The sequence below is a fragment of the Brevundimonas sp. 2YAF1 genome (assembly GCF_052114745.1).
GTDB lineage: Bacteria > Pseudomonadota > Alphaproteobacteria > Caulobacterales > Caulobacteraceae > Brevundimonas.
Genome location: NZ_JBFRFI010000002.1, coordinates 400,957 through 425,311, shown reverse-complemented (window position 1 = coordinate 425,311; position 24,355 = coordinate 400,957). Strand labels below are relative to the sequence as shown.

22 protein-coding genes and 1 tRNA gene are annotated in these 24,355 nt (G+C 66.9%); 15 read left to right on the top strand and 8 right to left on the bottom strand.

All coding sequences use genetic code 11. The features are described from left to right. The first annotated feature begins 14 nt into the window (after window positions 1-14). The 5 genes from AB4Y68_RS04670 to AB4Y68_RS04650 all read left to right on the top strand — a co-directional run bounded on the left by AB4Y68_RS04670 (window position 15) and on the right by AB4Y68_RS04650 (window position 6,302). Window positions 15-581: an SOS response-associated peptidase family protein gene (locus AB4Y68_RS04670; protein WP_441454346.1), complete on the top strand. Its 567-nt coding sequence runs from the start codon at window positions 15-17 to the stop codon at window positions 579-581. Between the two features lie 483 nt (window positions 582-1,064). Continuing rightward, window positions 1,065-1,484 carry a thermonuclease family protein gene (locus AB4Y68_RS04665; protein WP_441454345.1) on the top strand — a complete coding sequence of 140 codons (420 nt, stop codon included), beginning with the start codon at window positions 1,065-1,067 and terminating at the stop codon, window positions 1,482-1,484. 297 nt (window positions 1,485-1,781) lie between these two features. After that, window positions 1,782-2,201, top strand: a complete 420-nt coding sequence (locus tag AB4Y68_RS04660) for a hypothetical protein (RefSeq protein WP_441454344.1) — start codon at window positions 1,782-1,784, stop codon at window positions 2,199-2,201. Between the two features lie 223 nt (window positions 2,202-2,424). After that, the gene (locus tag AB4Y68_RS04655) at window positions 2,425-4,821 is read left to right on the top strand and encodes a hypothetical protein (protein ID WP_441454343.1); all 2,397 of its coding nucleotides are present in this window, start codon (window positions 2,425-2,427) and stop codon (window positions 4,819-4,821) included. Further along, entirely contained in the window at window positions 4,821-6,302 is a 1,482-nt protein-coding gene (locus tag AB4Y68_RS04650; RefSeq protein ID WP_441454342.1) for a hypothetical protein, read from the top strand. Before AB4Y68_RS04655 ends, AB4Y68_RS04650 begins: the two co-directional genes overlap by 1 nt. Before the next feature lie 155 nt (window positions 6,303-6,457). Here AB4Y68_RS04650 and AB4Y68_RS04645 read toward each other — a convergent pair whose 3' ends face one another. Then, window positions 6,458-6,703, bottom strand: coding sequence for an XRE family transcriptional regulator (locus AB4Y68_RS04645; protein WP_441454341.1), 246 nt, complete (start codon window positions 6,701-6,703; stop codon window positions 6,458-6,460). 139 nt (window positions 6,704-6,842) lie between these two features. On the opposite strand from AB4Y68_RS04645, the gene AB4Y68_RS04640 reads away from it, so the two are divergent. From AB4Y68_RS04640 to AB4Y68_RS04630, 3 genes are all read left to right on the top strand, one after another. Next, entirely contained in the window at window positions 6,843-7,418 is a 576-nt protein-coding gene (locus AB4Y68_RS04640; RefSeq protein WP_441454340.1) for a hypothetical protein, read from the top strand. Between the two features lie 187 nt (window positions 7,419-7,605). After that, on the top strand, window positions 7,606-8,088 hold the full coding sequence (locus AB4Y68_RS04635; protein ID WP_441454339.1) for a helix-turn-helix transcriptional regulator: 483 nt from the start codon (window positions 7,606-7,608) through the stop codon (window positions 8,086-8,088). 41 nt (window positions 8,089-8,129) lie between these two features. Beyond that, window positions 8,130-9,182: a tyrosine-type recombinase/integrase gene (locus tag AB4Y68_RS04630; RefSeq protein ID WP_441454338.1), complete on the top strand. Its 1,053-nt coding sequence runs from the start codon at window positions 8,130-8,132 to the stop codon at window positions 9,180-9,182. A gap of 86 nt (window positions 9,183-9,268) precedes the next feature. On the opposite strand, the gene AB4Y68_RS04625 is transcribed toward AB4Y68_RS04630, so the two are convergent. After that, a tRNA-Arg gene (locus AB4Y68_RS04625) sits at window positions 9,269-9,345 on the bottom strand. A 233-nt stretch (window positions 9,346-9,578) separates the two neighbouring features. Here AB4Y68_RS04625 and AB4Y68_RS04620 point away from each other — a divergent pair. Beyond that, complete coding sequence (locus AB4Y68_RS04620) at window positions 9,579-11,261, top strand: gamma-glutamyltransferase family protein (protein WP_441454337.1); 1,683 nt, start codon at window positions 9,579-9,581, stop codon at window positions 11,259-11,261. Window positions 11,262-11,271: 10 nt separating this feature from the next. On the opposite strand, the gene AB4Y68_RS04615 is transcribed toward AB4Y68_RS04620, so the two are convergent. Together AB4Y68_RS04615 and AB4Y68_RS04610 are read right to left on the bottom strand one after the other, a co-directional pair. Next, window positions 11,272-12,162 (bottom strand): lipid A-modifier LpxR family protein, encoded by an 891-nt coding sequence (locus AB4Y68_RS04615; protein WP_441454336.1) that lies wholly within the window; start codon window positions 12,160-12,162, stop codon window positions 11,272-11,274. A gap of 159 nt (window positions 12,163-12,321) precedes the next feature. Beyond that, complete coding sequence (locus tag AB4Y68_RS04610; RefSeq protein WP_441454436.1) at window positions 12,322-14,211, bottom strand: ribonucleoside-diphosphate reductase subunit alpha; 1,890 nt, start codon at window positions 14,209-14,211, stop codon at window positions 12,322-12,324. Between the two features lie 282 nt (window positions 14,212-14,493). On the opposite strand from AB4Y68_RS04610, the gene AB4Y68_RS04605 reads away from it, so the two are divergent. From AB4Y68_RS04605 to AB4Y68_RS04595, 3 genes are all read left to right on the top strand, one after another. After that, window positions 14,494-15,243, top strand: a complete 750-nt coding sequence (locus AB4Y68_RS04605) for a phosphatase PAP2 family protein (RefSeq protein ID WP_441454335.1) — start codon at window positions 14,494-14,496, stop codon at window positions 15,241-15,243. Between the two features lie 68 nt (window positions 15,244-15,311). After that, window positions 15,312-16,643 carry an acetyl-CoA hydrolase/transferase family protein gene (locus AB4Y68_RS04600; protein WP_441454334.1) on the top strand — a complete coding sequence of 444 codons (1,332 nt, stop codon included), beginning with the start codon at window positions 15,312-15,314 and terminating at the stop codon, window positions 16,641-16,643. Between the two features lie 105 nt (window positions 16,644-16,748). Next, window positions 16,749-18,857 carry a response regulator gene (locus tag AB4Y68_RS04595; protein ID WP_441454333.1) on the top strand — a complete coding sequence of 703 codons (2,109 nt, stop codon included), beginning with the start codon at window positions 16,749-16,751 and terminating at the stop codon, window positions 18,855-18,857. Here the strand turns inward: AB4Y68_RS04595 and AB4Y68_RS04590 are convergent. Then, window positions 18,854-19,501 carry a glutathione S-transferase family protein gene (locus AB4Y68_RS04590; protein WP_441454332.1) on the bottom strand — a complete coding sequence of 216 codons (648 nt, stop codon included), beginning with the start codon at window positions 19,499-19,501 and terminating at the stop codon, window positions 18,854-18,856. The genes AB4Y68_RS04595 and AB4Y68_RS04590 overlap by 4 nt on opposite strands. 150 nt (window positions 19,502-19,651) lie before the next feature. Between AB4Y68_RS04590 and AB4Y68_RS04585 the strand changes: the two genes are divergently transcribed. Beyond that, a complete protein-coding gene (locus AB4Y68_RS04585) occupies window positions 19,652-20,695 on the top strand; it encodes a ribonucleotide-diphosphate reductase subunit beta (RefSeq protein ID WP_441454331.1) in 1,044 nt (347 codons plus the stop codon). 71 nt (window positions 20,696-20,766) lie between these two features. On the opposite strand, the gene AB4Y68_RS04580 is transcribed toward AB4Y68_RS04585, so the two are convergent. From AB4Y68_RS04580 to AB4Y68_RS04570, 3 genes are all read right to left on the bottom strand, one after another. Further along, window positions 20,767-21,267, bottom strand: coding sequence for a cell wall hydrolase (locus AB4Y68_RS04580; protein WP_441454330.1), 501 nt, complete (start codon window positions 21,265-21,267; stop codon window positions 20,767-20,769). A 101-nt stretch (window positions 21,268-21,368) separates the two neighbouring features. Beyond that, complete coding sequence (locus tag AB4Y68_RS04575) at window positions 21,369-22,865, bottom strand: sensor histidine kinase (protein WP_441454329.1); 1,497 nt, start codon at window positions 22,863-22,865, stop codon at window positions 21,369-21,371. Further along, complete coding sequence (locus AB4Y68_RS04570) at window positions 22,862-23,590, bottom strand: TVP38/TMEM64 family protein (protein WP_441454328.1); 729 nt, start codon at window positions 23,588-23,590, stop codon at window positions 22,862-22,864. Before AB4Y68_RS04570 ends, AB4Y68_RS04575 begins: the two co-directional genes overlap by 4 nt. Window positions 23,591-23,757: 167 nt before the next feature. Here AB4Y68_RS04570 and rpmH point away from each other — a divergent pair, with 167 nt between their 5' ends. Next, entirely contained in the window at window positions 23,758-23,892 is a 135-nt protein-coding gene (rpmH, locus tag AB4Y68_RS04565) for a 50S ribosomal protein L34 (RefSeq protein ID WP_114818479.1), read from the top strand. 33 nt (window positions 23,893-23,925) lie between these two features. After that, window positions 23,926-24,354 (top strand): ribonuclease P protein component, encoded by a 429-nt coding sequence (gene rnpA / locus AB4Y68_RS04560; protein WP_441454327.1) that lies wholly within the window; start codon window positions 23,926-23,928, stop codon window positions 24,352-24,354. Window position 24,355 lies beyond the last annotated feature (1 nt).

The window sequence follows — 24,355 nt, the reverse complement described above, 5'->3', positions numbered from 1 at the left end:
TCGGAGCTTGGTCCGTGTGCAACAACTACCGCCTGCACGTTCCGACCAATCAACTAGCCGCGCCGTTCCGCGACGCCGGCCGCTCCCTGACCTTCCCCGGCGGCCTGCCGAACCTCGCGCCCGCCGACTACCGCATCGGCGACAGCGCCCCCGTCGTTACCCTGGTCAACGGCGTGCCCCAGTTGGCTATGACGCCCTGGGCCTGGAAGGGTGCGACCGGAAAGCCCGTCTTCAACTTCCGATCCGACGGCCGCTCCTTCGCCGGTTCGACGCGCTGCCTGATCCCGGCTGACGGCTTCTACGAGTTCACTGAGCCCAAGGTTCAGGGCAAGAAAACCAAATGGCTTTTCACCATGGCGGACCAGCCCTGGTTCTGGATCGCCGGCGTCGTCAGGGACGGCGCCTTCGCCATGCTGACGACCGCGCCGGGGCCAGACGTTGCCCCCTATCACGACCGGCAGATCGTCATCCTCCCGCCGGGGGCGGGCGTCCACTGGCTGGATCTGTCGGCGTCCGAGGCCTTGATTCTCACGCCCTCCGCGTCGGGCCAGCTCAATGTCACGCGGGTCTGGCCGGAATGAAGCCCCTGCCAGCGAGGTGAGGGGCTCCGCTAACGGTAGTACGGACAGCGCTTGCCGAGCCATTGTTCATCCCGCCTCGCGAGCCGCAGCGGGCCTTGATGGCGAAGCCTAGGGCTCGACGCCTATCCCGCGCATGGCTACGCTTCGGCGATGAAAAGGATGCCCCTCAGCGAGGTCTTTCGTCGGCATCTACCATGCGCCGTCAGTATGAAAGCGATTGCGGGTGCGACATTGGGCGCTGCGCTAACGGTCACTGGCGTACTCCTCGGCGCGGGCGGCGTCGTCCTTCACCCCATCGGCCCAGCCATGATGATCGTCGCTGGCGTCGCTCTGGTGGCGGTTGGACTATTCGCGCTGGCCCGGCGACCTGGGGCTGCGAACGATCGCTGAACGCCCGCGCTGCCTTGGCCCAGGCGAATCTTCTGAGGTCCTGCTGGCTGGGAATCGCGCTAGCTGCGCTACGGTTCAACACGGAGCGTGGCCATGATCGGCGTCGTCCTCACCTGCGCAGCCCTTGTCATGTCTGACGGAGACTCCGGTCGCTGCGTGACCGATGACGGAGTACGCCACCGAGTCCGCCTCGCCGGGATCGATGCAGGGGAGGTCGCTCCGTTCACCCGCTGCCGCCAATCTCCGAATATCTGGGCCTGCTCGCCTGCCGCCCGCTCCACCGCTGACGCCGCAAAGGCTCGCGCCCGTCAGCTCGCCGCGAACGGCGCCCGATGCACCATCACCGACACGGACCGCTATCGCCGCAACGTCGCCGTCTGCACCGTCAGGGGGCGCGACCTGGGTGGCACCCTCGTCCGTGAGGGGCTTGCGATCTCCGAAACCAACTACGGCGATCCCTACCGGCGCGAGGAGCGTCAGGCACGGGAGGCCGCGCGGGGAATCTGGCAATGAAGCGCGGCCCGAGCCTTTGGTCCGGGCCGCCTTCACCCTCGGGCGCTGGGGCGACGGGACGGAGTACGGACTGGCCCGGGACATGGCGACCACGCTTCTAGAGCGACCCTTGGAATCCGGCTCCACGGTCCTGCTCGATCTCGCCACCTTGCCCGGCATCCTTGTGGCCTGGGGTTATGCGCTCGGCGCCGCCAAGGCCGATCGGCCTGAGGTCATGGCACGGCTCTTCCAGACGCCTCTGCATGACAGCAGCCGGTCAAAGCCGACGAAGGCAGCGTTGCGTCTCAACATCGAGGCATGGTCATCACCCGCCGCCAGCCTCTGGAATCCTTCGAGGGCATGGAGCGTCACTACCTGCCGGCCTGCGATGTCTTGCAGCCGATGTTCGCCGAGTGGCTTGCGGACGAGTTCGTTACCTCGGACGGGTTCGAACTGGCCTGGGGCTGGACGGAGCTGCTCTTGGGAGTGGAGTTCCTGACGGACCGATGGGACAAGGATAGCCTGAAGTCAGCCGTCGAGACGGCCGGGGGCACTTCCTACGTGCCCATGGGCCGTATCGCTTACAGCTCCACCATGGGGCCGCGTCTGCTGGAGCGGCTCGGATCAACGGAGACTCAATCCGAACTGGCGAAGGTTGGGTTCGCGGCTGGCGACCCGGACTATATCGCGCTCGCTCATAAACGGATGGAAGGCTACGCCGCCCGAAGTGCCTGGTGACGTCGTCGTCAGAGGTTCGGGTTTGACACCCGGGTCCGGCACGCCTCCCTCGCATGCCTGGCCGGCCGCGCGCGGTTAAAGATGCGTCTTGCGTAGTCCGGTGAACAGTCCGGAAGAGCGCGCAGGTTGAGCACAACCTTGCCGTACATGGGCGATCCTTCGACGATCGTGGTCGCTCGACACCCGGATAGATTGTCGGTTAATCAGACGTCGGGGGGTGTGAATGAGTCAGCTGGACATCGCCGGGGGCGCGGAATGGAAGCGCGTGGTCTTCACCACCTACGCGCTAAGCCTGGCCTTTTTCGAAACGGTGGTGATGGACGCGTTGGCGCGGGCCGGCGGGCGAGACATCAGTCTTCTTTGCGATCTGCATGGCGTCCGCACCTCACTCGCCGAGACGGGCGTGAGAGGCGTCGGCAGGGAGTATCGCCTGGAACCGGTCGCCGTCTCGAACGGCCTGGCCTTTCACCCCAAGATCGGCGCCTTCATCGGGGACGATGAGGCCCTCATCACTTTGGGATCGGGAAACCTGACCTTCGGAGGCTGGGCGTCTAACCTCGAAACCGTGGAAGTGCTCCATCCCGGCTTCGCGTCCCGGGCCTTCGAGGACGTCGCCGGTCTGTTCGCAGGGCTGGCGGATCATCCCCATATCCGCCACGCCGCGGCGGACGTCTGCGGCGACCTCTCTTCGGACCTGTCCTCGGTTGCGCGGGGAGGAGCCGATCGCGGTGGACTACGCGTCCTTCACAGTCTCGGAAGCGGGATCGGACCGCAGGTGGTGGAGCTGGCCGACGAACTCGGCGGCTGCACGCGACTGAGTGCGGCTTCGCCCTTCTTCGACGCTAACGGTTCAGCGGTCGCCGCAATGGCGCGCGACCTCGGCGTAGACGCCGTGCACCTTCACTGGAGCGGGTCTACGGTCACGGGCTCGGCACCGCCCTGGCCCTGGGGGGGGGAACTGCCAATCCGGGCCGTACAGCTGGACGCCTTCGCGGATTCGGGTGGACGTCAGGGCAGGCCCAGGCCGCTCCACGCCAAGGCCTATGAGCTCGTCTGCCGCAGGGGCCGCATCCTGGTATCGGGCAGCGCCAATGCGACCAGGGCCGGACTGCTTGAGGGGCTAGGCAAAGGATTAGGTCAGGCCGGAAATGTGGAGGCGGTCGTCGTGCGCCTTCAGCCGTCCCGCACCCCGATCTGGGGGTGGACCGAGACCGAGGCTCCGGAGTTCGTAACCTGGACATCGGACGCCGTCGAGGCGGAGGACGTCGATGTCGGGGTGCTCAGGGCCCAGCTCGATGGCGCCCGCCTGAGAGGCTGGGTGCTTTCCCCGTCCATGACGGGGCGGGCCTTGCTCGCCCAGGTCACCGCAACCGGCCGACGCGATCTGGACGACATTCAGATCGACGCGGATGGCCGATTCGATCTGACGATTCCCGAACTCGAACAGCAGGCCTGGACGTCCAGCCGGATGGTGCTGCGTGTCGAAAGCGCTGAGGGGACGGCGGAAGGCTATGTGACCTTCGCGGCCGTGAATGCGGCCGCCCGGCGGTTCGGAGATGCGGCACCGCGCCTGTTCGCCGTCTTGGGAGGCTGCGACACGCCGGAGGACCTGATCTTTCTGCTCGACTACCTCTATGCGGCGCAGGGCCAAGCCACGGCCGAGTTCACGGGTAGAGACGGAGCCGAAGACCTGTTGGAGGATGACCAGACGCCGGTCAGGTCCGAAGACCTTCTCTGGCTTCAACCAGAGGCCGATGACGCTCATGACGGGGGAGAAGGCGCATCCCGAAGCCTGATCCAGCAGTTCCTTGCTGTGCTGAAATCCCGAAAGCCTGGGTTCGAGAAGCCGGACGGTCCGGACGGAGAGGATGAAGGCGACGCAGCGGCAGCCAAACGGGCGGAGCGGCGACAGAACCGTCATGAAGAGGCGCTTTTCGAGGTCGAGTACGCCACGAACCGCTATCTGGAATGGGCACTCAGCCCGGAGGAAGTGGATCGGGCCGGCGTCATGGCGCTTGGCCTGTTCGTTCACATGGCCCAGCGACTGGAATGGTCGAGGGGCCGTTTGGCCGCGGGCTTGGCCCAGCTATCGGGGAAACTGACCCCGGCCTCGATCACGGGGGACGCACTCGCTTTCGCCTGGAACGTCCTTCTAGCCTCAGTGGAGTCGGCAGGCGCCGCGCGGGTCAGGGCCGTCTTCCTGCGGCTGAAGCTTCCGTTTGACGCCAGCCTACTCGATCCCGAAGCCTTTCCACTGTTCGCAGAGGCGACTGATCTGTCTCCGGCAGAGGCTTGGGCGCAGGTCGCAGCCGTGCGGTGCATCGAGGAGGATGTACTGGAGTTCGCCGACGGCCTTCGGTCGGCGGACCCGGTTCGGCTCGCGGCCCTCGCCACCTCGCCGATCAGCGATCTCAATGCCTCGGCATGGCCGGACCTAAAGCGGGCCCTGACCGATCCGAGAGCGCGCAGCGGGATCCAGTATGGAGCGCGGCGTCAGGAGGTCTGCCCCCGGTGCAGCATGGCCCTGTCGCTGAGCGAGAAGCAGATGTTCCGGCGCACAATGATCACCACCGCAGGCAATTGCGGTCACGGGGTGATTATCTTCGGTGGAGCAGGCTGATGGGGTTGGCATTAGACGAACTCATCAAGGCCGCGCGCCAAGCGGTCGCGCCGTCAATACCGTCGGCCGATGGTCTGCCGCGTCCGGGCGGGGTCGATCCCCTCGGACTCCGACAGCTCAATTTCGAACTCATGGACGCGGCGCTTCCCGGGGTGAACAACGTCGTGCGCCTGCTCAGGCCCTATGTCGTGGTCGCTTGGGCTGCGAGACGAGCCGGCCAACTGTCCGACGAGGGAAAGGTGCCGGCGACGCCGCCGATGATCCGGGACTTCATCGATCGGATCGAGGTCCTCTATGCTTGGTCCCAGTTCGCACTTGCTGACGGCGAGGCCATCGAGGGTTTGCCCGGGCGTCGCGTGCTCTCCAAGAACCATCTGTCCCGGAAAACTTACAGGTTCGGCGGCGAGACGTGGGAGGCATTCCGAAAGACCCGCACCGGCTCGACCGCCTTCACCGCCGCCATCACCTACGGCCCATCCATCAAAGCTTTGGACTGGGCGGGGCCGAGCAGGCCTCCGGCTTGGGGCCCAAGCCCGAGAGTGCAAGCGGCGCTTGACGCTTTCGAGGCTAGCATCGCCTCGGTTCTGAATCACCCGGCCTTCTCACGGTTCGGAACGGTCACGGTCGCTCGCTCTGACGTCGTGGCCTGGGGGCGGCTCTGGTCACTGGACGATCCGACTGCCGCCGAACAGGCCGCCTTCGCCCAGACGCTCGCCGGGGATGGCGCCAGACCAAGCCGGCGCCGAACCATGGCTCTCGTCAGCAGCCTGATCGAGGCAAAGCCTGACCGGTCCCTGAGTGAACTTCGCGCCGCCATGTCGGAGCTTGATGGCGATGACCCCGCAAGAAAGGATTGGCGACGTCTGCAGGTGCGGCAGGCGTTCCGGTTGGCGCTGGAAGCCTGGTTCTGGTGGTGTCTGTGTCAGCTCGAGGCCGGCCCACTGCCGACCAGTGAGCTGGTCGCGCGGTTCCGGAGCAAGTGCGACGGTTGGGCGGCCTCGGATCGGCCGGGCAGCTGGCTGAAGGCGCCCCGCAGTCGTTGTCCGGTCGAACTGCAGGAGAGACTGGGCGTCGCCTTGAGGTCGAACCTCGACCGCGTGCCCGGCGAGGTTGCACGCACCTTGGCCTTCTGCTTCACGGAGACGGATCCCGAAGGCGATGCCGCGCCCGAGCGGGCCGATCGCCTGCCGTTGCGGCGGGCGCGCCTGGAAGCGAGGGGCTGGAGCGCGGCGACGCCTCCCGATTTCCTCGCCCACATGCTTCACACCTGGCTTTTTGCCCAGCATGCCTACTGGTCCGCCGGCCGGGGCATGGCGGAGGTCCGCGCCAAGCGCAGCGCCATTCTTCGCCTGAGGGTCGCGCTTGACGAGGGCGGCTGGCGGCTGACGCGCGTGGGCTCAAGGAATGCGCGGCCCTATGCGACAGAGGACCGGCTTGAAACCGTCTGCAAGCTCGCAAGCCAGTGCGGCTTGTTCGACTGAGACTGTGACCGCTAGTCGAGCACGACGACCGACCAATCAGGCGTCAGATCGGCGTTGTGCCGCTGTTTACGGCCACGGCGCACTTGCGAACGCGCGCTTGCAGTTCGCCGCTCTGACCGTCCGCTGCCGGCGTTATGTGAGGCGTGCGTTAACAGCTATTCGGCAGCCGGCTTAGATAGTGCTCGCCGGCGCGCCAATGGGGCTTGATCGACGCTGGCGAGCCGCGCGCCAGCGCCTAGCACGGCGTCTGCTGGAATGAAGACCACGCCTGCCGCTTCCAAGGTGGTCAGAAGCAGCTTGGCGTTCGCCCTGTTGATCGGAGCGAAGTCGTTGGTCGATTCAGCGCGCTTGATGGTGTTGAGCGCCAGCCCTGTCCGCTCGGACAGGTCCAGCAGGGACATGTTCAATAGCCCGCGCGCTGCCCTCAGTTGGGCACCCGTGGGATGCTGGTCCAGTCGACGGCGTTCTGACATAACAATTAAATTTGACTCTTAAGGCTAAGTTTGAATTTGTGGACTCATTCTGAGGAAGGAGTCTTACATGAACGTTTACGATCCGCCCACACGACGTTGTCCTGTTCATGGCGCCCAGCTCAAGCGGGCGCGGTGCCAGCGATGCAACGCCATCTATATGAGCAACTATCTGCGACAGCGCCGCCGCGGCGATCCGGCCATGAGCCTTCTGCAGCGGGCTCGTCAGCGCGCCGCGCGACGGGGGTTGCCGTTCGACCTTCGTCGGTCCGACATTGTCGTGCCGTCGATCTGCCCGGCGCTAGGGGTCCCGATCACCTTGGGCGTGGGCCGCACGCCTCACTCGCCATCGCTCGACCGCATCCAGCCCGCCCTGGGGTATGTCCGGGGCAATATCCGGGTCATCAGCGATCAGGCCAACCGGTTGAAGGGCGCGAAGGCACTCCCTGACCTCTACGCCGGTGTCGGAACGGCGCGCGGGTCTCGCCGCACGGATTTCATCTGTCTCGCCGCCTATGTGGAACGTGAACTGCTTTTGGCGGAGGTGCGCGGGAAGGCAGCTCAGGGCGGTGCGGCCGCGGAGGAATGGGCGAAGGTGGCCGAATTTCTGGATCAGGCCTTCGTGAAGGCTGACTGGAAGCGTTGATCGCGCGCGGGCGATGCGCAACATTCCTTTACAAATCAAACGCCTATAGCGAAGACGGCTTGCATTCAGAACTGTGTTCGGCTAGGGTCCGCGTGCTAACCAGCCGCCTCTGTAGTGACGACAGCAGAAGCGGCGGTGCTCGCCTAGGATGACCTAGGCGGACCGTGTCTGATTCCAAGTCGTCTTCATGCCCTTTGACACCTCCCGCCCTCCTTCCGTCGACACGCCTCGACCAGCCCATGCTTATGAGCGTGATGCGTCCTCGCCTGTTTTGACGGGCAGCGTCCTGCAGAAGGTCGCGATCCGTCTGCTGCGTCCGGAGGAGATGGCCTCATATTTCCCCGCGGCGCCGTGCGAGGCGGCTGTCACGCCGATGGCCTGGCCTCTGCTGTTGAACAAACAGCAACTGGCCAGCTATCTCGGGATGTCCGGATCGACCCTCGCCAAAATCTGCCCGGTGGCCCCGATCGATGTGGGCGCCAACCTGGTTCGTTACAGCCGTACGCAGATCGACGAGTGGGTCGCCACCTTGCCGGCGCGGGGGGGCAATGGCCGGCAAGACGTCCTGCAGCGGACGGAGCCGGCGACCGACGAGGCGACGCGCGATCGGCGTCACGATGCGCTGAGCAGGGTTGCGGCACGCGCTAAACGAGCGAGTCGGTCGCGGTGAAGGTTCCCTACGTTCAGAGGGTGAAGCGGCCAGATGGGCGCGTGGCCCTGTATTTCCGCAAGGGCGATTATCGTGAGGGGCCGTTGCGCTCTCCCGACGACACGCCCGAACTGAAGGCGGAAGTCGATGCCATCTTGAATCGTCTTGCGCGGGCCGAGGCCGCGCAGACGCCGCAAGTCGGGACGATCGGGGGGCTCATGCGTCGCTACAAGAAGTCAGCCGAATTCATCAGCCGGGCGGTCTCCACCAAGAAGGAGTACGAGCGGCTCATCGATGAGATCGAGGCCGATGTCGGTGATGTGCTGCTGCGTGACGTTGACGCGGGCTGGGTACGCGATCTCCGCGATACGTGGGCGCCGCGCGGTCATAAGGCGGCCAACGACCGCGTTCAGATGCTGAAGAATGCGTTCAAGCCCGCCGTGCGGGACAAGAGGATCGGCGCGGACCCCTTTGCGGGACTGGAGAAAATCGCCCCGCCCCACGGTAGGGAGGAGGCGCACCCGGCCTGGGAGAACGTGGAAGTGGAGGCGTTCATCGAGTTGGCGATGACGCGCAAGATGCCCGGTCTGGCCAGGGCCGCCGCCTTGGGGCGCTGGGGCGGTTTCCGGCGGGGCACGATATGCGCGCTGCCTGTGAGCGCGCGCTCACCGCTTGACGAGGGGCGGACGCAGTGGCGGCTCAAGTGGATGACGGAGAAGCGCCGAGTGCAGTGTGACAAGCGCGAAGACGCCCGCCTGACGGCGTTGCTGAGTAAAACGCCTAGCCCCGCATCGACGATCGCCTACAACCAGCGGGGAGAGCGGTGGAAGGAGCGCCAGTTGAATCAGGCGTTCGATCGTTTGGTTGCGAAGCTGGCGGAAGCGGGTCTGGTTCGACCGAACTTGACCATTCATGGTCTGCGCCACGCGCGGGGCATCGAATTGGCGCACGCGGGTGCGTCCGATGCCGAGATCATGGCGCAGCTTGAACACGCGACGGACCGAGCGGCGAAAATCTACCGCCGACAGGCCGAGCGGGTGCGGATGGCGGATTCCGCGCAAGACCGTATCGACGAGGCAGTGCGGCTTCAGAATGTGAGGCGGGAAAAGGCCTGAACGGCGGCTGTAACAGAAGCTGTAAAAAGGCTGTAACAGAGTTCCAAGGCTGCAGCGAAAAACGCCGCTAAGTCCTTGAAAGTAAATGGCGCGCCCGGAACGATTCGAACGTCCGACCCTCAGATTCGTAGTCTGATGCTCTATCCAGCTGAGCTACGGGCGCGCACTGCCTTGCGGGCAGGCCGGGTATCTAGCGGGCGGGTCGGAGGCTGGCAAGCGGCTTTTCTGGAAATCTCGATAGAAAATGCAGGCTTGGACTTTGGGGCCTGTGACACTAGGCATGAACCTCTCCCTGAACCCTGCAGGAGCCGTTTAGTGCGCGCCTATTCCAACCCCTCGTCGAACCGTCGGCGCAAAATTTCGCTCATTCTGACGGGAGCGGCCGTCGGCGCATTTATGCTGGCGGGATGCGCCACGGCGCCGGTCGTGGATGCTGCGGCGGTTGGGCCGGTCGCGGCGACGGCGGAGGCGCCCGCGCGGGGGCCCTTCGTGTCGGCGGCCAATCCTCTGGCGGTCGAGGCCGGGATGAAGGTTCTGGCGCGCGGCGGGTCGGCGGTGGACGCCGCCGTGGCCGTCCAGGCGGTGTTGGGTCTGGTCGAGCCGCAATCGTCGGGCCTGGGCGGCGGCGCCTTCATGATGTTCTACGACGCCGAGAGCGAGGCGATCACCGTCTATGACGGGCGCGAGACGGCGCCGGCCTCGGCCACGCCCGAGCTCTTCTATGAGAACGGGCGGCCGCTGGCCTTCGTCGATGCGGTGCTGAGCGGGCGCTCGACCGGCGCGCCGGGCGCCGTGCCCATGCTGGACCTGGCGCAGAAGCAGCACGGGACGCTGGCGTGGTCGGAGCTGTTCGGCGACGCCGAGAAACTGGCGCAGGACGGCTTTGTCGTCAGCCCGCGTCTGGCCGGGATGATCGCGTCGGACGCGCCCCAGGCCAAGACGCGCTGGGCCACCGCCTATTTCACCAAGCCGGACGGCGCCCGCTATGTCGCCGGGGACGTGCTGAAGAACCCCGCCTACGCCGAGACGGTGCGGACGATCGCGCGCGAGGGCGCGGCGGGCCTGCAGCAGGGGCGGCTGGCCGAGGCCATCGCCGCCGCGGTGGCCGAGGGGCCGCGTCCGGGCGGGCTGACCACCGCCGACATCGCCGCCTATAAGCCCATCGTGCGCGAGGCCGTCTGCGGTCCCTACAAGGTCTATGTCGTCTGCGTGCCGCCGCCGCCGTCCAGCGGGGCGTCGATCCTGCAACTGCTGGCCATGGGCGAGCGGACGCCCGATCTCGACAAGGGGCCGCAAAGCCCCGCGGCCTGGGCCGCCTTCGCCCAGTTGCAGCGGTTGATGTACGCCGACCGCGACCGCTATTTCGGCGACCCGGGCTTCGTGGCCGTGCCGGTCGCGGGCCTGCTGGACCCCGCCTATGTGGCCGAGCGTGCGGCCCTGGCCCCGGCCTTGCGCGGGGCCGCGCCGTTCGGCACGCCGCCCGGCGCGCCCAAGGTCGGCGCCGACGCGACGCGCGAGCCCGCCGGCACCTCCCACTTCGTGGTCGTCGACGCCAAGGGCAACGCCGTCAGCATGACCACCACGGTCGAGAGCCTGTTCGGCTCGGGTCGGATGGCCGGCGGCTTCTTCCTGAATAATCAACTGACCGACTTCTCGATGGTCCCGACGGCGGCCGACGGCACGCCGGCGGCCAATGCCGTGGCGGCAGGCAAGCGGCCGCGCTCGTCCATGTCGCCGGTCATCGTGCTGGACCGTCAGGGGCGGCTGCTAGGGGCCATGGGGTCGCCGGGCGGATCCTCCATCCTGGCCTATAACGCCAAGGCGCTGATCGCGACCCTGAGCTGGGACCTGCCGGTGCAGGCGGCCTTCGACCTGCCCAATCTGGTGGCCAAGGGCGACGGGTTCGGCGCCGACACCGAAGGCTTTACGGCCGAGATCCAGGCGGGCATGGCGGCGCGGGGGATCGTGCTGCGGCCCCATACGTCGGAGAACTCGGGCCTGCACGGCGCCTTGTGGCGCAACGGGCGCTGGGACGGCGGGGCGGACAGCCGTCGCGAAGGCGTGGCGCGCACCCAGTAGGCGCTCGCCCCTATTCGTGAGGTCGGATCGTCAGTTGGAAGGCCACCAGGCCTTCCGACACGTCGGTGTTGATGCCGTTGTAGGCCCTGATGCCCTTGGCCTCGATCTCGCGATAGACGATGCCGAACGAACTCTGCATGTCGCCCCGGCGATAGGCCACGCCGATGGAGGCGTCGCCCAGATAGGAACCGGAGTCGTGGCTCATGCCCGAGCGGGCGAAGTCGCCGTCGCGGGTGCGGGCGAAATTATAGCCGACGGCGCGTTTCGAACCGGCGGCGTAAAGGTACCATCGGGCGCGTTCTCCGAAGGCTTCCTCGCCATTGGGCGCGAGGCGGTCGAGTCCCTCGCCGATCTTGAGCGTGGCGCCGGCTTCCGCCGACGTGCCTTCGCTGCCGAAGCCCACGCCGGCGTGCGGCGTCAGCGACACCTCCAGACCCGAAGGCGTGCGGCCCCGCGCGGCGACCCAGCCGCGCGTATAGGTGACGTCATAGCCCTCGGCGTCAAAGGCGCGGGCGTCCAGAGGTCGCGGCGGCACCGGCGCGCCGTCGGCCCGGCGCAATTCGCCTATGGTGGTCAGGCGCAGTCGGTCGGTGAAGCCGTCACCGGCGAACCAGGCCTCGGTCTGGGCGGCGGTGAAGGCTGTGCCGCCCAGGGGGGCGTCGAGCAGGGCGCCAACCAGGGCGTCGACCATGGCGATCGGGGCGCCGAAGGGCGTGTCTGCGGCGGTGAAGGCGGTTTCGCGGTTCAGCAGGGCGGCGGCGTCCTCGAATCGGACGGCGTCGCCTCCGCGGGCGGCGATGGCGGGCGGCGTTGAACTGCGGGCAACGCTCGCCTGTGCGTCCGCCGTCGCGGGCAGAGCCACGACAACCAGCAGACCAATCAGGCAAGCCTCTACGCGCACAACGGCCCTCCCGATCCGTCAACGACTCCACTGTGCACTAACGGTGGAGAACCGCAACGGACTCTTTAGCGCCACAATCCTGTCCCGACGAAACGAAGCCGCCCGGAGGACGGTTCCTCCGGGCGGCGTGATCAGGCGAAGGTGATGAGAGGGCGGAGCCTACTGGCAGGCCAGGCACTCGTCGTAGTCGGTGCGCGCGGCGGAGAAGAGGTCCGGCTGGTTCGGATCGATCTCGGCTTCGGCCTTGTCGTCGGCGCCGGCGAAGGCGGCGCGCTGCACCGATTTCGAGCGCAGATAATAAAGCGACTTCACGCCGCGTTCCCAGGCGGACCAGTGCAGCATGTGCAGGTCCCACTTGTTCACGTCGCCGGGGATGAAGAGGTTGATCGACTGAGCCTGGCAGATTTCCGGCGAGCGATCGGCCGACAGTTCGACGATCCAGCGCTGGTCCAGTTCGAAGGCGGTCTTGAAGATGCCCTTCTCGTCGTCCGACAGGGTCTCCAGGTGCTGGACCGACCCTTCGTGTTCGAGGATCGAGTTCCACACGGCCTCGGTGTCGATGCCCTTCTCGCCCAGGAGCTTCTGCAGGTAGGGGTTCTTGACCGCGAACGAGCCCGACAGGGTCTTGTGCGTATAGATGTTGGCCGGGATCGGCTCGATGCCGGCGGACGTGCCGCCGCAAATGATCGAGATCGAGGCGGTCGGGGCGATGGCCAGCTTGTGGCTGAACCGCTCCATCACGCCGCGTTCGGCGGCGTCCAGGCAGGCGCCCTTTTCCTCGGCCAGAAGCTTGGAAGCCTTGTCGGCCTCGCGGCGCAGGTGCTTGAACAGACGCATGTTCCACGACTTGGCCATGGCCGATTCAAAGGCCACGCCCTGCGCCTGCAGGAAGGAGTGGAAGCCCATCAGGCCGAGACCCACCGAACGCTCGCGCTTGGCGGAATAGACGGCGGCCTTCATGTCGGCCGGCGCCGTCTGGATGAAGCTTTCCAGCACGTTGTCGAGGAAGCGCATGACATCCTCGATGAACTTGGGTTCTTCGCGCCATTCCAGGAAGGCCTCGGCGTTGACCGAGGACAGGCAGCAGACGGCGGTGCGGTCCACGCCCAGGTGGTCCTTGCCGGTGTGCAGCATGATTTCCGAGCACAGGTTCGACTGCTTGACCTTCAGCCCCAGGTCCTTCTGGTGCTGCGGCATCGACCGGTTCACGGTGTCGGAGAAGATCAGGTAGGGCTCGCCGGTCTGCAGGCGGATCTCAAGAATCTTCTGCCACAGGTTGCGGGCGTCGACCGTCTTCATCACTTCGCCGGACTTGGGCGAGAGCAGGTGGAAGGGGCGACCGTCGCGCACCGCCTCCATGAACTCATCGGTGATGCTGATGCCGTGGTGCAGGTTCAGCGACTTGCGGTTGAAGTCGCCCGAGGGTTTGCGGATCTCGAGGAACTCCTCGATCTCGGGGTGGTGAACGTCCAGATAGACGGCGGCCGAACCGCGACGCAGCGAACCTTGGCTGATCGCCAGGGTCAGCGAATCCATCACGCGGATGAAAGGGATGATGCCCGAGGTCTGGCCGGCGCCCTTGACCTTCTCGCCGATGGAGCGGACGCCGCCCCAATAGGTGCCGATGCCGCCGCCGTTCGAGGCCAGGGCGACGTTCTCGTTCCACACGCTCTGGATGCCGTCCAGCGAATCGCCCACGGCGTTCAGGAAACAGCTGATCGGCAGGCCGCGACCGGCGCCGCCGTTCGACAGGACCGGGGTGGCCGGCATGAACCACAGCTTGGACATGTAGTCGTAGATGCGCTGGGCGTGTTCGGCGTCGTCGGCATAGGCCGTCGAGACGCGGGCGAACATGTCCTGATAGCTTTCGCCGGGCAGGAGGTAGCGGTCTTCCAGCGTCTTCTTGCCGAAGTCGGTCAGCAGCGCGTCGCGGCTGCGGTCCAGTTGCAGGCCGGTGACGACCTTCAACTGCGGCTTGCCTTCGGGCGGCGCGGAGGAAACCGCCATGAAATCCGTGGTCTGCAAAGCTTCGCCGCCAGCCATATTGATCACTGCCCCGATCAAATCCGTTAGAAGACCGTGCCGTATTGAAACACTAGATATGGTGTTTCTGTTCCCGCGCTCGGCTACATATATGGGCGCACATCCCTAACCGCTCGTAAAGCTCTTGACGCGCGCTTTTCCGACGAATCGGTGGGCGGCCTCCGCCACCCTGTGGAAATGCCTCGGAAATTGGGGGCGATCATTTTTCTCTCCTGCTCGCAGCGCCCATCACGACGGCGTGATGAGGCGGGCGCGGGAACGCGCAGACAGCGTAGCCGTTAGCGGCTCATGGCTCCGCATCCGACCGCCTTCCTGACCCGCGCCCTGAGGGTCGCCCGCAGCGAAATCGCCGCCGTCGCCGCCCTGCTGGTGGCGGCCTTGGGGACGCTGACTTTCGTCGAACTGGCCGACGACCTGCGCGAGCCGGGCGGCCAGGCGTTCGACGTGGCGGTGCTGCATGCAGTCCGGCCCTACGTCGACGATCCGGCCCGGCCCTGGGGACCGTGGTGGCTGCAAGAGGCGGCGGCCGACCTGACCTCGCTGGGCGGAATTTCGGTCTTGGCCCTGTTCGCCCTGATCGCCCTGGGCTTCCTGCTGATTCAGGGCAAGCGACTGTCGGCCTTGCTGCTGGTCTGCGGCCTGGCCGGCGGCGTCGCCCTTAGCGAGGGGTTGAAGGCCCTGTTCGAGCGCGAGCGGCCGCCGCTGGAGTATCAGGCGGTCCAGACGCTGAACGCCAGCTTCCCCTCGGGCCATGCCCTGCTGTCGACCGTCTTCTATCTGACGCTCGGCGTCATGCTGACGCGCGCCTTCCCTCGCAAAAGACTGAAGGCCTATGTCCTCGGCGTCGGCGTGCTGATCGCCCTGCTGACGGGGCTGACGCGCATCTATCTCGGCGCCCACTGGGCCTCGGACGTCTTCGCCGGGTGGAGCGTCGGCGCGGCCTGGGCCATGGTTCTGTGGCTGATCGCCTATGCGGTCGAGCGGCGTCAAAGGTTGCACGGGGCCCCGCTTCAGGACGCGTCTTCGACCAATGTCTAGCGGTCGCAAAGGGCGGGAGGCTCGATAACGGACCGAAGAGCCCAACGGCCGTTCGAGGATGACGCCCCATGACCGACTCCATCACCCCTTATGGCGCCCAGTACGCCGAGCGCCTGATGTCGCCCGCCGCCGCCGCCGCCCTGATCCCGTCGGGGGCCAGGGTGGCCATGGCCCTGGGCGTCGGTCAGCCGCCGGCCCTGCTGAAGGCCCTGGCCGATCGGGCCGAGGCGAACGAGGTCGGCGACGTCAACCTCTACTACCTGCTGTCCACCGCCATCGCGGGCGAGACGGTGCTCCGCTACGAACTGACCGACCGCATCCGCCCCTACAGCCTGTTCCATGGCGCCATCGAGCGGAAGCTGGAGGCGCGCGGGATCGAGGAAGGGCGGCGCGCCGTGTGGTTCATTCCCACCGGCTTCCAGCAGGCCCCTCACGTCCTGACGCACGAGGTCGGGGTGGACACCCTGCTGGCCACGGTCTCGCCGATGGACGCGGACGGCAACTTCAGCTTCGGCACCAACACCGACTATGCGCTGACGGCGTCCAGGTCGGCCAAGCGGGTGATCCTGGAGGTCAATCCGCATATGCCGCGCGTCTTCGGCGACTGCACGGTTCATGTGTCCAGGGCCACGGCCCTGGTCGAACACTCAGCCCCCTTGTTGGAGGCCGGCAAGGCCCCGCAGCAGCCGCAGGACCTGGCCATCGGCGGCATCATCGCCGGTCTGGTCGAGAACGGATCGACGCTGCAGATGGGCATCGGCGCCCTGCCGGACGCGGTCTGCGCCGCCCTGCACGACCATGTCGATCTGGGCATCCATACCGAGATGCTGACGCCGGGGCTGGTCGAGCTGATGCGGGCCGGGGTCGTGACCAATGCGAAGAAGACCCTGCATCCGGGCAAGACGGTCTTCACCTTCTCCATGGGCGATCGTTCGACCTATGAATTCCTGAACGAGAACCCGGCGCTGGAGGCGCGGCCCGTCGACTACGTCAACGATCCGGCGGTGATCGCGCGGAACGACCGAATGGTGTCGGTCAACGCCACGCTGCAGATCGACCTCTTCGGCGCCTGTTGTTCGGAGTATCTGAACGGGCGGCAATATACGGCCTCGGGCGGGCAATTGGACTTCGTGCGCGGCGCTTCGGCCTCGGAGGGGGGCAAGTCGATCATCGCCTGCCATTCGACGGCGGCGCGGGGAACGGCCTCGCGCATCGTCGCCAGACTGGACGGGCCGGTGACGACGCCGCGCAACGACACCCAGTTCGTGGTGACCGAACACGGCTGGGTCAATCTGCGCGGCCTGGCCACGGATCAGCGCGCCCGCGCCCTGATCGGTCTGGCCGCGCCGCAGTTCCGCGACGGCTTGGAAGATGAAGCCCGGGTCATGGGGCTGATTTAGAGCGCCGATAGACGAACGTCGCTACGCATAACCTCGCATAGGCGTTCGCAAGAATTTTTTACGTTTCGCCCGCAAGTTTGGCCTTAGGTGAGGCGGGGAATAGGCATGACCGGACGCTGGCGGTTATTTCGCCATGATGCGGGGCGAGAGGCAGGGCCCCCGCCGCTCGCCTATGTCGTGCTGTTCGTCGCCTGCCTGGTGCTGGGCCAATGGAGCGCCGCGACCTTTCAGGCCATCATCGTCTGGCCCGCCAACGGCGTCATGCTCGCCGCGCTGCTGCAACTGCACCGACGCAAGGCCGTGGCGGTCCTGCTCGTCTGTTTCGCGCTGAATCTGGCCAGCAACGTCCTGCGTGGCGACACCATGCCGCTGCTGTTGATCAACGCCGTGCTGAACATGGCGCAGGTGCTGGTCGCGGCTTTGCTCGCGCGGCGCGTCGGCGGCGCGGCCCTGGACATGCGGCGGCCCCGGCGTCTGATCGCCTTCGGCCTGATGGCCATCGCGCCGACGGTGGCGCTCAGCACGAGCCTGTCGATCGCGGCGGGCCTGTGGCTGCGGGGCTATTCGCCCGTCTATGCGGCCTTCGTCTGGCGGCACATGTTCGGCATGGAGCTTCTGGGGTTGCTGATCGTGACGCCGTCCTTGTTGCTGCTCGCGCGCGCTCATCGCTTCCGAGAGGAAGGGACGGCCCGTCCGTCTGAGGCGGTCGGTCTTCTTCTGCTGCTGGCCGCGACGACGGCCTGGGTCTTCAGCCGCCCGGAAGCCATGGCCTATCTGGTTCTGCCGCCCCTGCTGCTGGTCGCCTTCCGCCTGTCGCCGCCTTGGACCGCGGCGGCTCTGATCCTGACCACGGCGATCAGCGGAATGGCGACGCTGACCGGCCACGGCCCGGTGATGCTGACGCCGGTTCCCGATGTTGCGGACCTGGCGGCAGTGCCGCTGCGAATGCGGCAGATGGGCGCCTATTATGTCTTCCTTCTGGTCACGGTGATCACCGCCCTGCCGGTCAGCACATTGATGAGCGAGCGCCGTCAGCTGACGGCGCGTCTGCAGCGGCGGACGGCGGCCGCGCTCAAGGCGCGCGCGGCGGCAGAGGCGGCCGATGCGGCCAAGTCGCGGTTCCTCGCCCTGATGAGCCACGAGATGCGCACGCCGCTGAACGGCGTCGTCGGCTACGCCGACCTGCTGTCGCGTCGAACCGACCTGCCTGCCGAAGCCGCGACTCAGGTGGAAGCCGTCCGCCGCTCCGGCGACGCCATGCTGATGCTGGTCGAGGACGTGCTGGACTTCTCGCGCGGGGGCGAAGAGGTCTCCGCCGAGAACCTGAGCCTGGCCGATCTGCTGCAGGAGGCCGCCGCTCCAGCCATGGCGAACGCCCGGGCCAAGGGGCTGCCGGTGACGCTGGCTGTCGAGCCCGGGGCGCAGGGGACCTTCTTCGGCGAGCGGCGCCGGCTGCGTCAGGCGCTGCATCACCTGATCTCCAACGCCGTCAAATTCACGGATTGCGGCGAGGTGCGCGTGACGGCCGGCTACGACAGCGGCGCCGTCTCCATCATCGTGGCCGATACGGGCGTCGGCATAGCGCCGGATCTGATGCCGCATCTGTTCGAGGCCTTCGTTCAGGGCGATGATTCCCTGCAACGGCGCCACATGGGGGCTGGGGTGGGGCTGCCGCTGGTCCAGGCTCTGGCGCAGCGGATGGGCGGACGGATCGAGACGCGCAGCGTGGTGGGGGAGGGAGCGACCTTCGTCCTGACCGTGCCTATGCCCCGGCTGTCGGAGGAGCCCGTCGCTGCGGTCGGCGAGGCGGATCGCGCCTTGCGCGTTCTGATCGTCGACGATCATCCCGTGAACCGCGAGATGATGCGGCTGATGCTGGCCGCCGCCGACTGCGAGACGGTCGAGGCGGTCGACGGAATGGAGGCGGTCGAGCGCGCGGGTGAAGGGGCGTTCGATCTGATCCTTATGGATGTGCGGATGCCGCGCCTGGACGGCCTGGCCGCCACGCGACAGATTCGCGCCCTGGCCTCTCCTGCGGCTGCGGCGCCGATCCTGGCGGTGACCGCCGACGCCATGCCCGAGGACGCCGACCGGTGCCGAGACGCGGGCATGGACGGGCATCTGGCCAAGCCGATCACCCATGTCCGCCTCTATGCCGCGATCGATCAGGCCATGCAGGCGGCGGCGGCTCGTCTGGAGCGGGCGGCGGCCTAGATCGTGCCGTCTTCAAACGGGAAGCGCTCGGCCCAAAAGGCCTGCAGCGCGGGCAGGGCGTCCACCCGGCGCACCGCCTCGGCCATGCGCGGCGCCTCGGCGTAAAAACGCGTCCGACGCGGCGTCCAGCGGCTGGCGACGGCGACATAGAGATCGAGCACGCTCAACTCGTCGCCCAGCAGGAAGCGGCCCGGTTCGATCTGGCTGTCCATGACGCGCCAGCATTCGGCGATGCGCTCGGCAGTGCGCTGCTTCACCTGTTCCTGCGCCGCCACGTCATCACCGACCAGCCGCGAGGGTTCGTCCCGCACCCAGAACATCGAATAGACGGCGGCGGGGATGAAGGTCATCCAGCGCAGGAACTGCGCCCGACGTGGATCGTCGAGCCTCGGACCCAGGCGCGCTTCGGGATAGCTATCAGCCAGCCAGATCAGGAGGGCGGCGCTTTCGGTGATGATCTCTCCGTCCGGGGTGATCAGGGCTGGGATCTGGCGCATGGGATTGGCGACGGCGACCTTGTCGCGCTCGGTCTCGCCTTCCCAGGTCGGGGCCTCGATGACGCGATAGTTCAGGCCGATCAGGGTCATGGCCGCCTCGACCGGGACCGAACCCGAGCCGGCGGCGCCGTAGAGCGTATAGGTCATCCCCAGGCTTCTCCCCGTGTGATTGTCCGTGACCACCATATCTAGCGGTCCGAAAAAATGTGATCGCAAAATAAGCGCGTTTCAGCTTGGCGCCGAGGCGGCGCGGACGCATGTTGGGTCCCTCCTCCGGATTCGCCTCAGGTCATTTCGATGAACGCCCACACCTCGATCATCCGCCCCGGAACGGCCGGACTGCTGACGCCCTCGGCGGCCTACAAGCCGTTCCGCTATCCGTGGGCTTTCGACATGTGGAAGACGCAGCAGCAGGTCCACTGGATGCCCGAAGAGGTGCCGCTGGGCGAGGACGTCAAGGACTGGGCCGCCAACCTGACCGACAGCGAGCGCAACCTGCTGACGCAGATCTTCCGATTCTTCACCCAGGCCGACATCGAGGTCCAGGACAACTACATGGAGCGCTACGGCCGGGTGTTCAAACCGACCGAAGTGAAGATGATGCTGGCGTCGTTCGCCAATATGGAGACGATCCATATCGCGGCCTACGCCCTGCTGCTCGAAACCATCGGCATGCCCGAGAGCGAGTTCGGCGCCTTCATGGAATACGAGGCCATGCGCGACAAGCATGACTTCATGGGCCAGTTCGGGGTCGAGACGGACGCCGACATCTGTCGGACCCTGGCCATGTTCGGCGGCTTTTCCGAGGGGCTGCAGCTGTTCGCCAGCTTCGCCATGCTGATGAACTTCCCGCGCCAGTCGAAGATGAAGGGCATGGGTCAGATCGTCAGCTGGTCGGTGCGTGACGAGAGCCTGCACTGCGAAGGCATCATCAAGCTGTACCACGCCTTCAACAAGGAGACGGGCGCCGTCACCAAGGCCGTGGCCGACGACATCGTCGACTGCTGCAAGACGGTGGTCGACATGGAAGACAAGTTCATCGACCTGGCCTTCGAAATGGGCCCGGTGCACGGCATGACGCCGGACGACATCAAGTCGTACATTCGCTTCATCGCCGACTGGCGCCTGCGCCAGCTGAAGCTGCCGGAAGTGTATGGCGTTACCGAAAACCCGCTGCCCTGGCTGCAGTCGCTGCTCAGCGGCGTGGAGCACGCCAACTTCTTCGAGGCGCGCGCCACCGAATACTCCAAGGCGGCGACGCAGGGCGCCTGGCACGGCGCCGACGGCGTCTGGGACAGCTTCGACGCCATGATGAAGCGCCGCGAGACCGCCGAGGGCTGATCCCTCCATTCCGAGCCCGGCGGCCGGAAGGCCTGCCGGGCGTCGTGATCGAGAGCGCGCGCTCGTTCGATCTAGTAGGGCCTATACGGTCCGGGCGCCTGACTTCCGGCGTTGCAGCGCGCGCGGTCGCCGCGTTCGCAGGCCGCGACCGTGGCGCGCCAGTCGGCCATCTGTTGCTCATAGCGCGCCTGCCCTTCGGCGGCGGCGCGCGCTTCGGCGTCATAACGCTGGCGATCGGCCTCCGCGGCTTCCATTCCGGCTTGATAGCGGGCCAGCGCCTGAGCATGGGCGGCGGCGTTGGCGCGGTCCTCGTTCTCGGCCAGATTATTCTGGGCGACGATCTCTTCGTTCAGGGCCTGGGTCCGGCGCAGTTCGTCGGGGTCCTGAGCGGAATCCGGGGCGCGGTGGTAGCGCTCGCCCTTGCTGCGCAGCAGGTCGCCTACGGGGTCGCTGGGCGCGGTCTGGGCGGGCCTGGGCGGCATCGACGTCTGGGCCAGGGCGGGCGCGGCCAGAAGGACGCTCACGGCCGCCGCGAGAAGGGCGGCGCGGTGCGGGCGGGGGGCGTAGATCATGGAGGATATCCTTGCCGAACGAAGGGGGGCGGATCGAAGCTTGGCTTTTCCGACTTTAGACAGAAACAACGCCCGAATGGGACAAATGGCTGCACGTCGCTTCAGGCCGGCAGGCGCAGTTCGAAGGTCGTGCCTTGCGGCCCCGTGTCCAGCAGCCGCAGCTCGCCGCCGTGGTTGGCCGCCAACTCGCGCGAAATGGTCAGGCCCAGACCGGTGCCTTCCGAGGCGCGGCCGCTGACGAAAGGTTCGAACAGCCGCCCGGCCAGACGTTGGGGAATGCCCGGTCCGTCGTCGGTGATGCTGATGACGGCGACGCCGTCGCGGGTTTCGGCCCGGACGGTGATCCGGCCCTTCTTGTTCCGCGCGGGATCGCTCTCGATGGCCTGACGGGCGTTGCGCATCAGGTTGACCAGAATGCGATGCAACTGGTCGGCGTCGGCGTTGACGGTGAAGCGGGCGGGCAGGGCTCGGACCAGACGCACGCCGTCTTCCTCGAGGCCCGCATCCTCGGCGGCGACGGCCACGACGCGGGCCAGCAGCATCTTCTGAAGCTGGGGCGGGGCTTCTTCGGACTTGCCGTATTCCAGCACATTGCGGGCCAGGGCGGCGGCGCGGCTCAGGGCGCGCTCCAGCCGAGGCAGGGCCTTGGCCACCAGCGGGTCGGACGAACTGGACAGCCGCTCCGACGCCATCTGGGCCGAGGTCAGCATGTTGCGCAGGTCGTGGTTGATCTTGGCCACCGCTTCGCCCAGCGCCACCAGACGCGCGCGCGCGCGCAGCGACTGACGCACCTCTTCCTGCATCCGCGCCAGTTCGCGTTCGACCCGGCCGATCTCGTCATGGCGGTCCGAGGGCGCCTCGCCCGCGCTTTCGGGGTCGGCGGCGAACCGTTCGATGGCGCGCGTCACCCGGCGCAGGGGCGTCAGCACCAGGAAGGACAGGGAGACGTAGAGCAAGGCCCCCGCGACCATGGCGATCAGCAGGGACATGGTCAGGCTGTTGAGCAGGAAGGTCTTCAGCTCGACCTTCAGCGGCTGGGCGGGGGCCAGGATTTCGATGAAGTCGCCTGAGCGATAGCGCGGCTTGGCCTGAACCCGGATCGATCGGTCAGGGTGGCCGAACAGGGTCTTCCACGGGTCCAGCAGGCGGGCGCCGATGTTGCGCTGGCGCAGGTCGATCAGGTCGGGCGCGCGGGGCAGGTTGGGAGCCTGCAGCAGCAGGCGTCGCACGCCCTGCTCGCCGACCACGACCGACTGGACCCCGCCGATGCTCAGAAGTTGCTCGGCGGTGGAGTCCTCGACGGCTGAGTAGGGCAGGGCCTCGACCCCGACCGAGGCCAATTCGGCGGCCTGCAGCCGGTCCATCAGCCACCGCTCCTGGAAGGAGGCGGCGCTGGGCACGATGATCAGGGCGGCCACCGCCAGGGTGAAGGCCACGGTCAGCAGCAGCAGGCGGCTGGACAGGCCGTCCGGCGCGCGGGGCGTCAGCCGCTCGCGCCAGACCTCGGGCAGACGCACGGCCTGCAGGCGCGCGATCAGGCCCGTCGCAGCGTGGGGGCGCGGTTGCAGCCGGGTCTCGATCGCCTTGCGTTCCGTCATGCGGCGTCCATGCCGTGTCGAGCCCGCCATTTCTGCACTAATTTGAGCGCGAGGGGCAGAAGCAAGGACAGGAAACCGACGCCCATCAAGGGCCACATGAATTGGGCGAACAGGCTCTGCAGGTCCGGGTTCGGATCGCGGATCAGGATTTCGTTCAGCCCCGACCCGATCCAGCAATAGATGATGTGGGCCGGCAACAGACCGATGAAGGTGGCGATCAGATAGGGCCGCAGCGGCGCGGCCATGACCCCGGCGGCGACATTGATAAGGTGGAAGGGCACGGTCACGACCAGGCGGGCCACCAGCACATACCAAAATGTATTGCGGTCCACGCCCTCGCAGACCTTCTTCAACAGCCCCGTGTCCTGGGCCGCGCGACGACGCAGGGATTCGCCGAGCGCGGTGCGACCGACATAATAGATGGCCAGGGCGCCGGCGGTGGCGGCGAAGGCCGTGGCCACGCCGCCGACCCAGGGGCCGAACAGATAGCCGGCGGTCACGGTGATGAAGACCACGCCCGGGACCACGCTGGCCGTCAGCAGGGCGAACAGCAGCATCAGCGCCAGCAGCGTCAGCAGGTAATGTTCGTTCGCCAGGGCCTGAAACGCCGCGCCGTGCTCGCGCAGCGTGTCCAGCGACAGGTAGCGGTTCCACCCCATGCCGAAGATCAGCGCGATCGCCGCCAGCAGGATGGCGAGGGGCAGAAATCGTTTGACCCGGTTCATCCCTGCTCCGTAACCGACGCTGTCCGGCTTCCCTAGAGGATTCAGGCTGGTGCAACGTTCTGGATCGCTTGTCGGCGTTGACTCGTCCGTCGCCGCCGCTTATACGCCCGCCTCCTGCAGCGGATGACTGTTGTCCGTTGTGAAACCCTGTAGCCCTGGAGCCGAACGTGAAGCGGACCTATCAGCCGTCGCGACTCGTGCGCAAGCGCCGTCACGGCTTCCGTTCGCGGATGGCCACCAAGAACGGACAGAAGATCGTTATGCGTCGCCGCGCCAAAGGCCGTAAGCGCCTGACGGCCTGACGTCACGCGCCCATTACCCTTCAGGGCGGGCGCATGACCGATCCGATGAAAATCGATCGCCTGACACGGCGGCCCCAGTTTCTGGCGGCCGCCAAAGGTGTTTCTCAGGCCCGCGGCGCCGTGGTGGTCCAGCAACTGGACCGTCAGGACGGACAGACCGCGATCCGCCTGGGATTCACCGCCACCCGCAAGGTCGGCGGAGCAGTGGTGCGCAACCGTTGCAAACGCCGCCTGCGCGAGGCCGCACGGCTTCTGGCGCCCCTGCACGGGCGCCCCGGCTGCGACTATGTGTTCATCGCCCGCATGGGCACGGCGGATCGCGACTGGGACCGCTTGCTTGACGATGTGAAATCGGCCCTTACAAGGCTCGCAACCCCGCGTGCGGCTCCCGATATGGGAGACGAGGCGAAATCGCCCGCCCGCGCCTCTGACGATTCGCGCCCCTCCGGCCAGGACCGCTGAC

What these genes read in the sequence shown, in the direction of transcription:
- AB4Y68_RS04570 (WP_441454328.1), bottom strand. Translation starts at nt 23,590, where the DNA reads ATGAACCGGGTCAAACGATTTCTGCCCCTCGCCATCCTGCTGGCGGCG.
- rnpA (WP_441454327.1), top strand. Translation starts at nt 23,926, where the DNA reads ATGACCGATCCGATGAAAATCGATCGCCTGACACGGCGGCCCCAGTTT.
- AB4Y68_RS04640 (WP_441454340.1), top strand. Translation starts at nt 6,843, where the DNA reads ATGAACGTTTACGATCCGCCCACACGACGTTGTCCTGTTCATGGCGCC.
- AB4Y68_RS04660 (WP_441454344.1), top strand. Translation starts at nt 1,782, where the DNA reads ATGGTCATCACCCGCCGCCAGCCTCTGGAATCCTTCGAGGGCATGGAG.
- AB4Y68_RS04635 (WP_441454339.1), top strand. Translation starts at nt 7,606, where the DNA reads ATGCCCTTTGACACCTCCCGCCCTCCTTCCGTCGACACGCCTCGACCA.
- AB4Y68_RS04585 (WP_441454331.1), top strand. Translation starts at nt 19,652, where the DNA reads ATGAACGCCCACACCTCGATCATCCGCCCCGGAACGGCCGGACTGCTG.
- AB4Y68_RS04575 (WP_441454329.1), bottom strand. Translation starts at nt 22,865, where the DNA reads ATGACGGAACGCAAGGCGATCGAGACCCGGCTGCAACCGCGCCCCCAC.
- AB4Y68_RS04595 (WP_441454333.1), top strand. Translation starts at nt 16,749, where the DNA reads ATGACCGGACGCTGGCGGTTATTTCGCCATGATGCGGGGCGAGAGGCA.
- AB4Y68_RS04645 (WP_441454341.1), bottom strand. Translation starts at nt 6,703, where the DNA reads ATGTCCCTGCTGGACCTGTCCGAGCGGACAGGGCTGGCGCTCAACACC.
- AB4Y68_RS04580 (WP_441454330.1), bottom strand. Translation starts at nt 21,267, where the DNA reads ATGATCTACGCCCCCCGCCCGCACCGCGCCGCCCTTCTCGCGGCGGCC.
- AB4Y68_RS04600 (WP_441454334.1), top strand. Translation starts at nt 15,312, where the DNA reads ATGACCGACTCCATCACCCCTTATGGCGCCCAGTACGCCGAGCGCCTG.
- AB4Y68_RS04650 (WP_441454342.1), top strand. Translation starts at nt 4,821, where the DNA reads ATGGGGTTGGCATTAGACGAACTCATCAAGGCCGCGCGCCAAGCGGTC.
- AB4Y68_RS04590 (WP_441454332.1), bottom strand. Translation starts at nt 19,501, where the DNA reads ATGACCTATACGCTCTACGGCGCCGCCGGCTCGGGTTCGGTCCCGGTC.
- AB4Y68_RS04665 (WP_441454345.1), top strand. Translation starts at nt 1,065, where the DNA reads ATGATCGGCGTCGTCCTCACCTGCGCAGCCCTTGTCATGTCTGACGGA.
- AB4Y68_RS04655 (WP_441454343.1), top strand. Translation starts at nt 2,425, where the DNA reads ATGAGTCAGCTGGACATCGCCGGGGGCGCGGAATGGAAGCGCGTGGTC.
- AB4Y68_RS04605 (WP_441454335.1), top strand. Translation starts at nt 14,494, where the DNA reads ATGGCTCCGCATCCGACCGCCTTCCTGACCCGCGCCCTGAGGGTCGCC.
- AB4Y68_RS04620 (WP_441454337.1), top strand. Translation starts at nt 9,579, where the DNA reads ATGCTGGCGGGATGCGCCACGGCGCCGGTCGTGGATGCTGCGGCGGTT.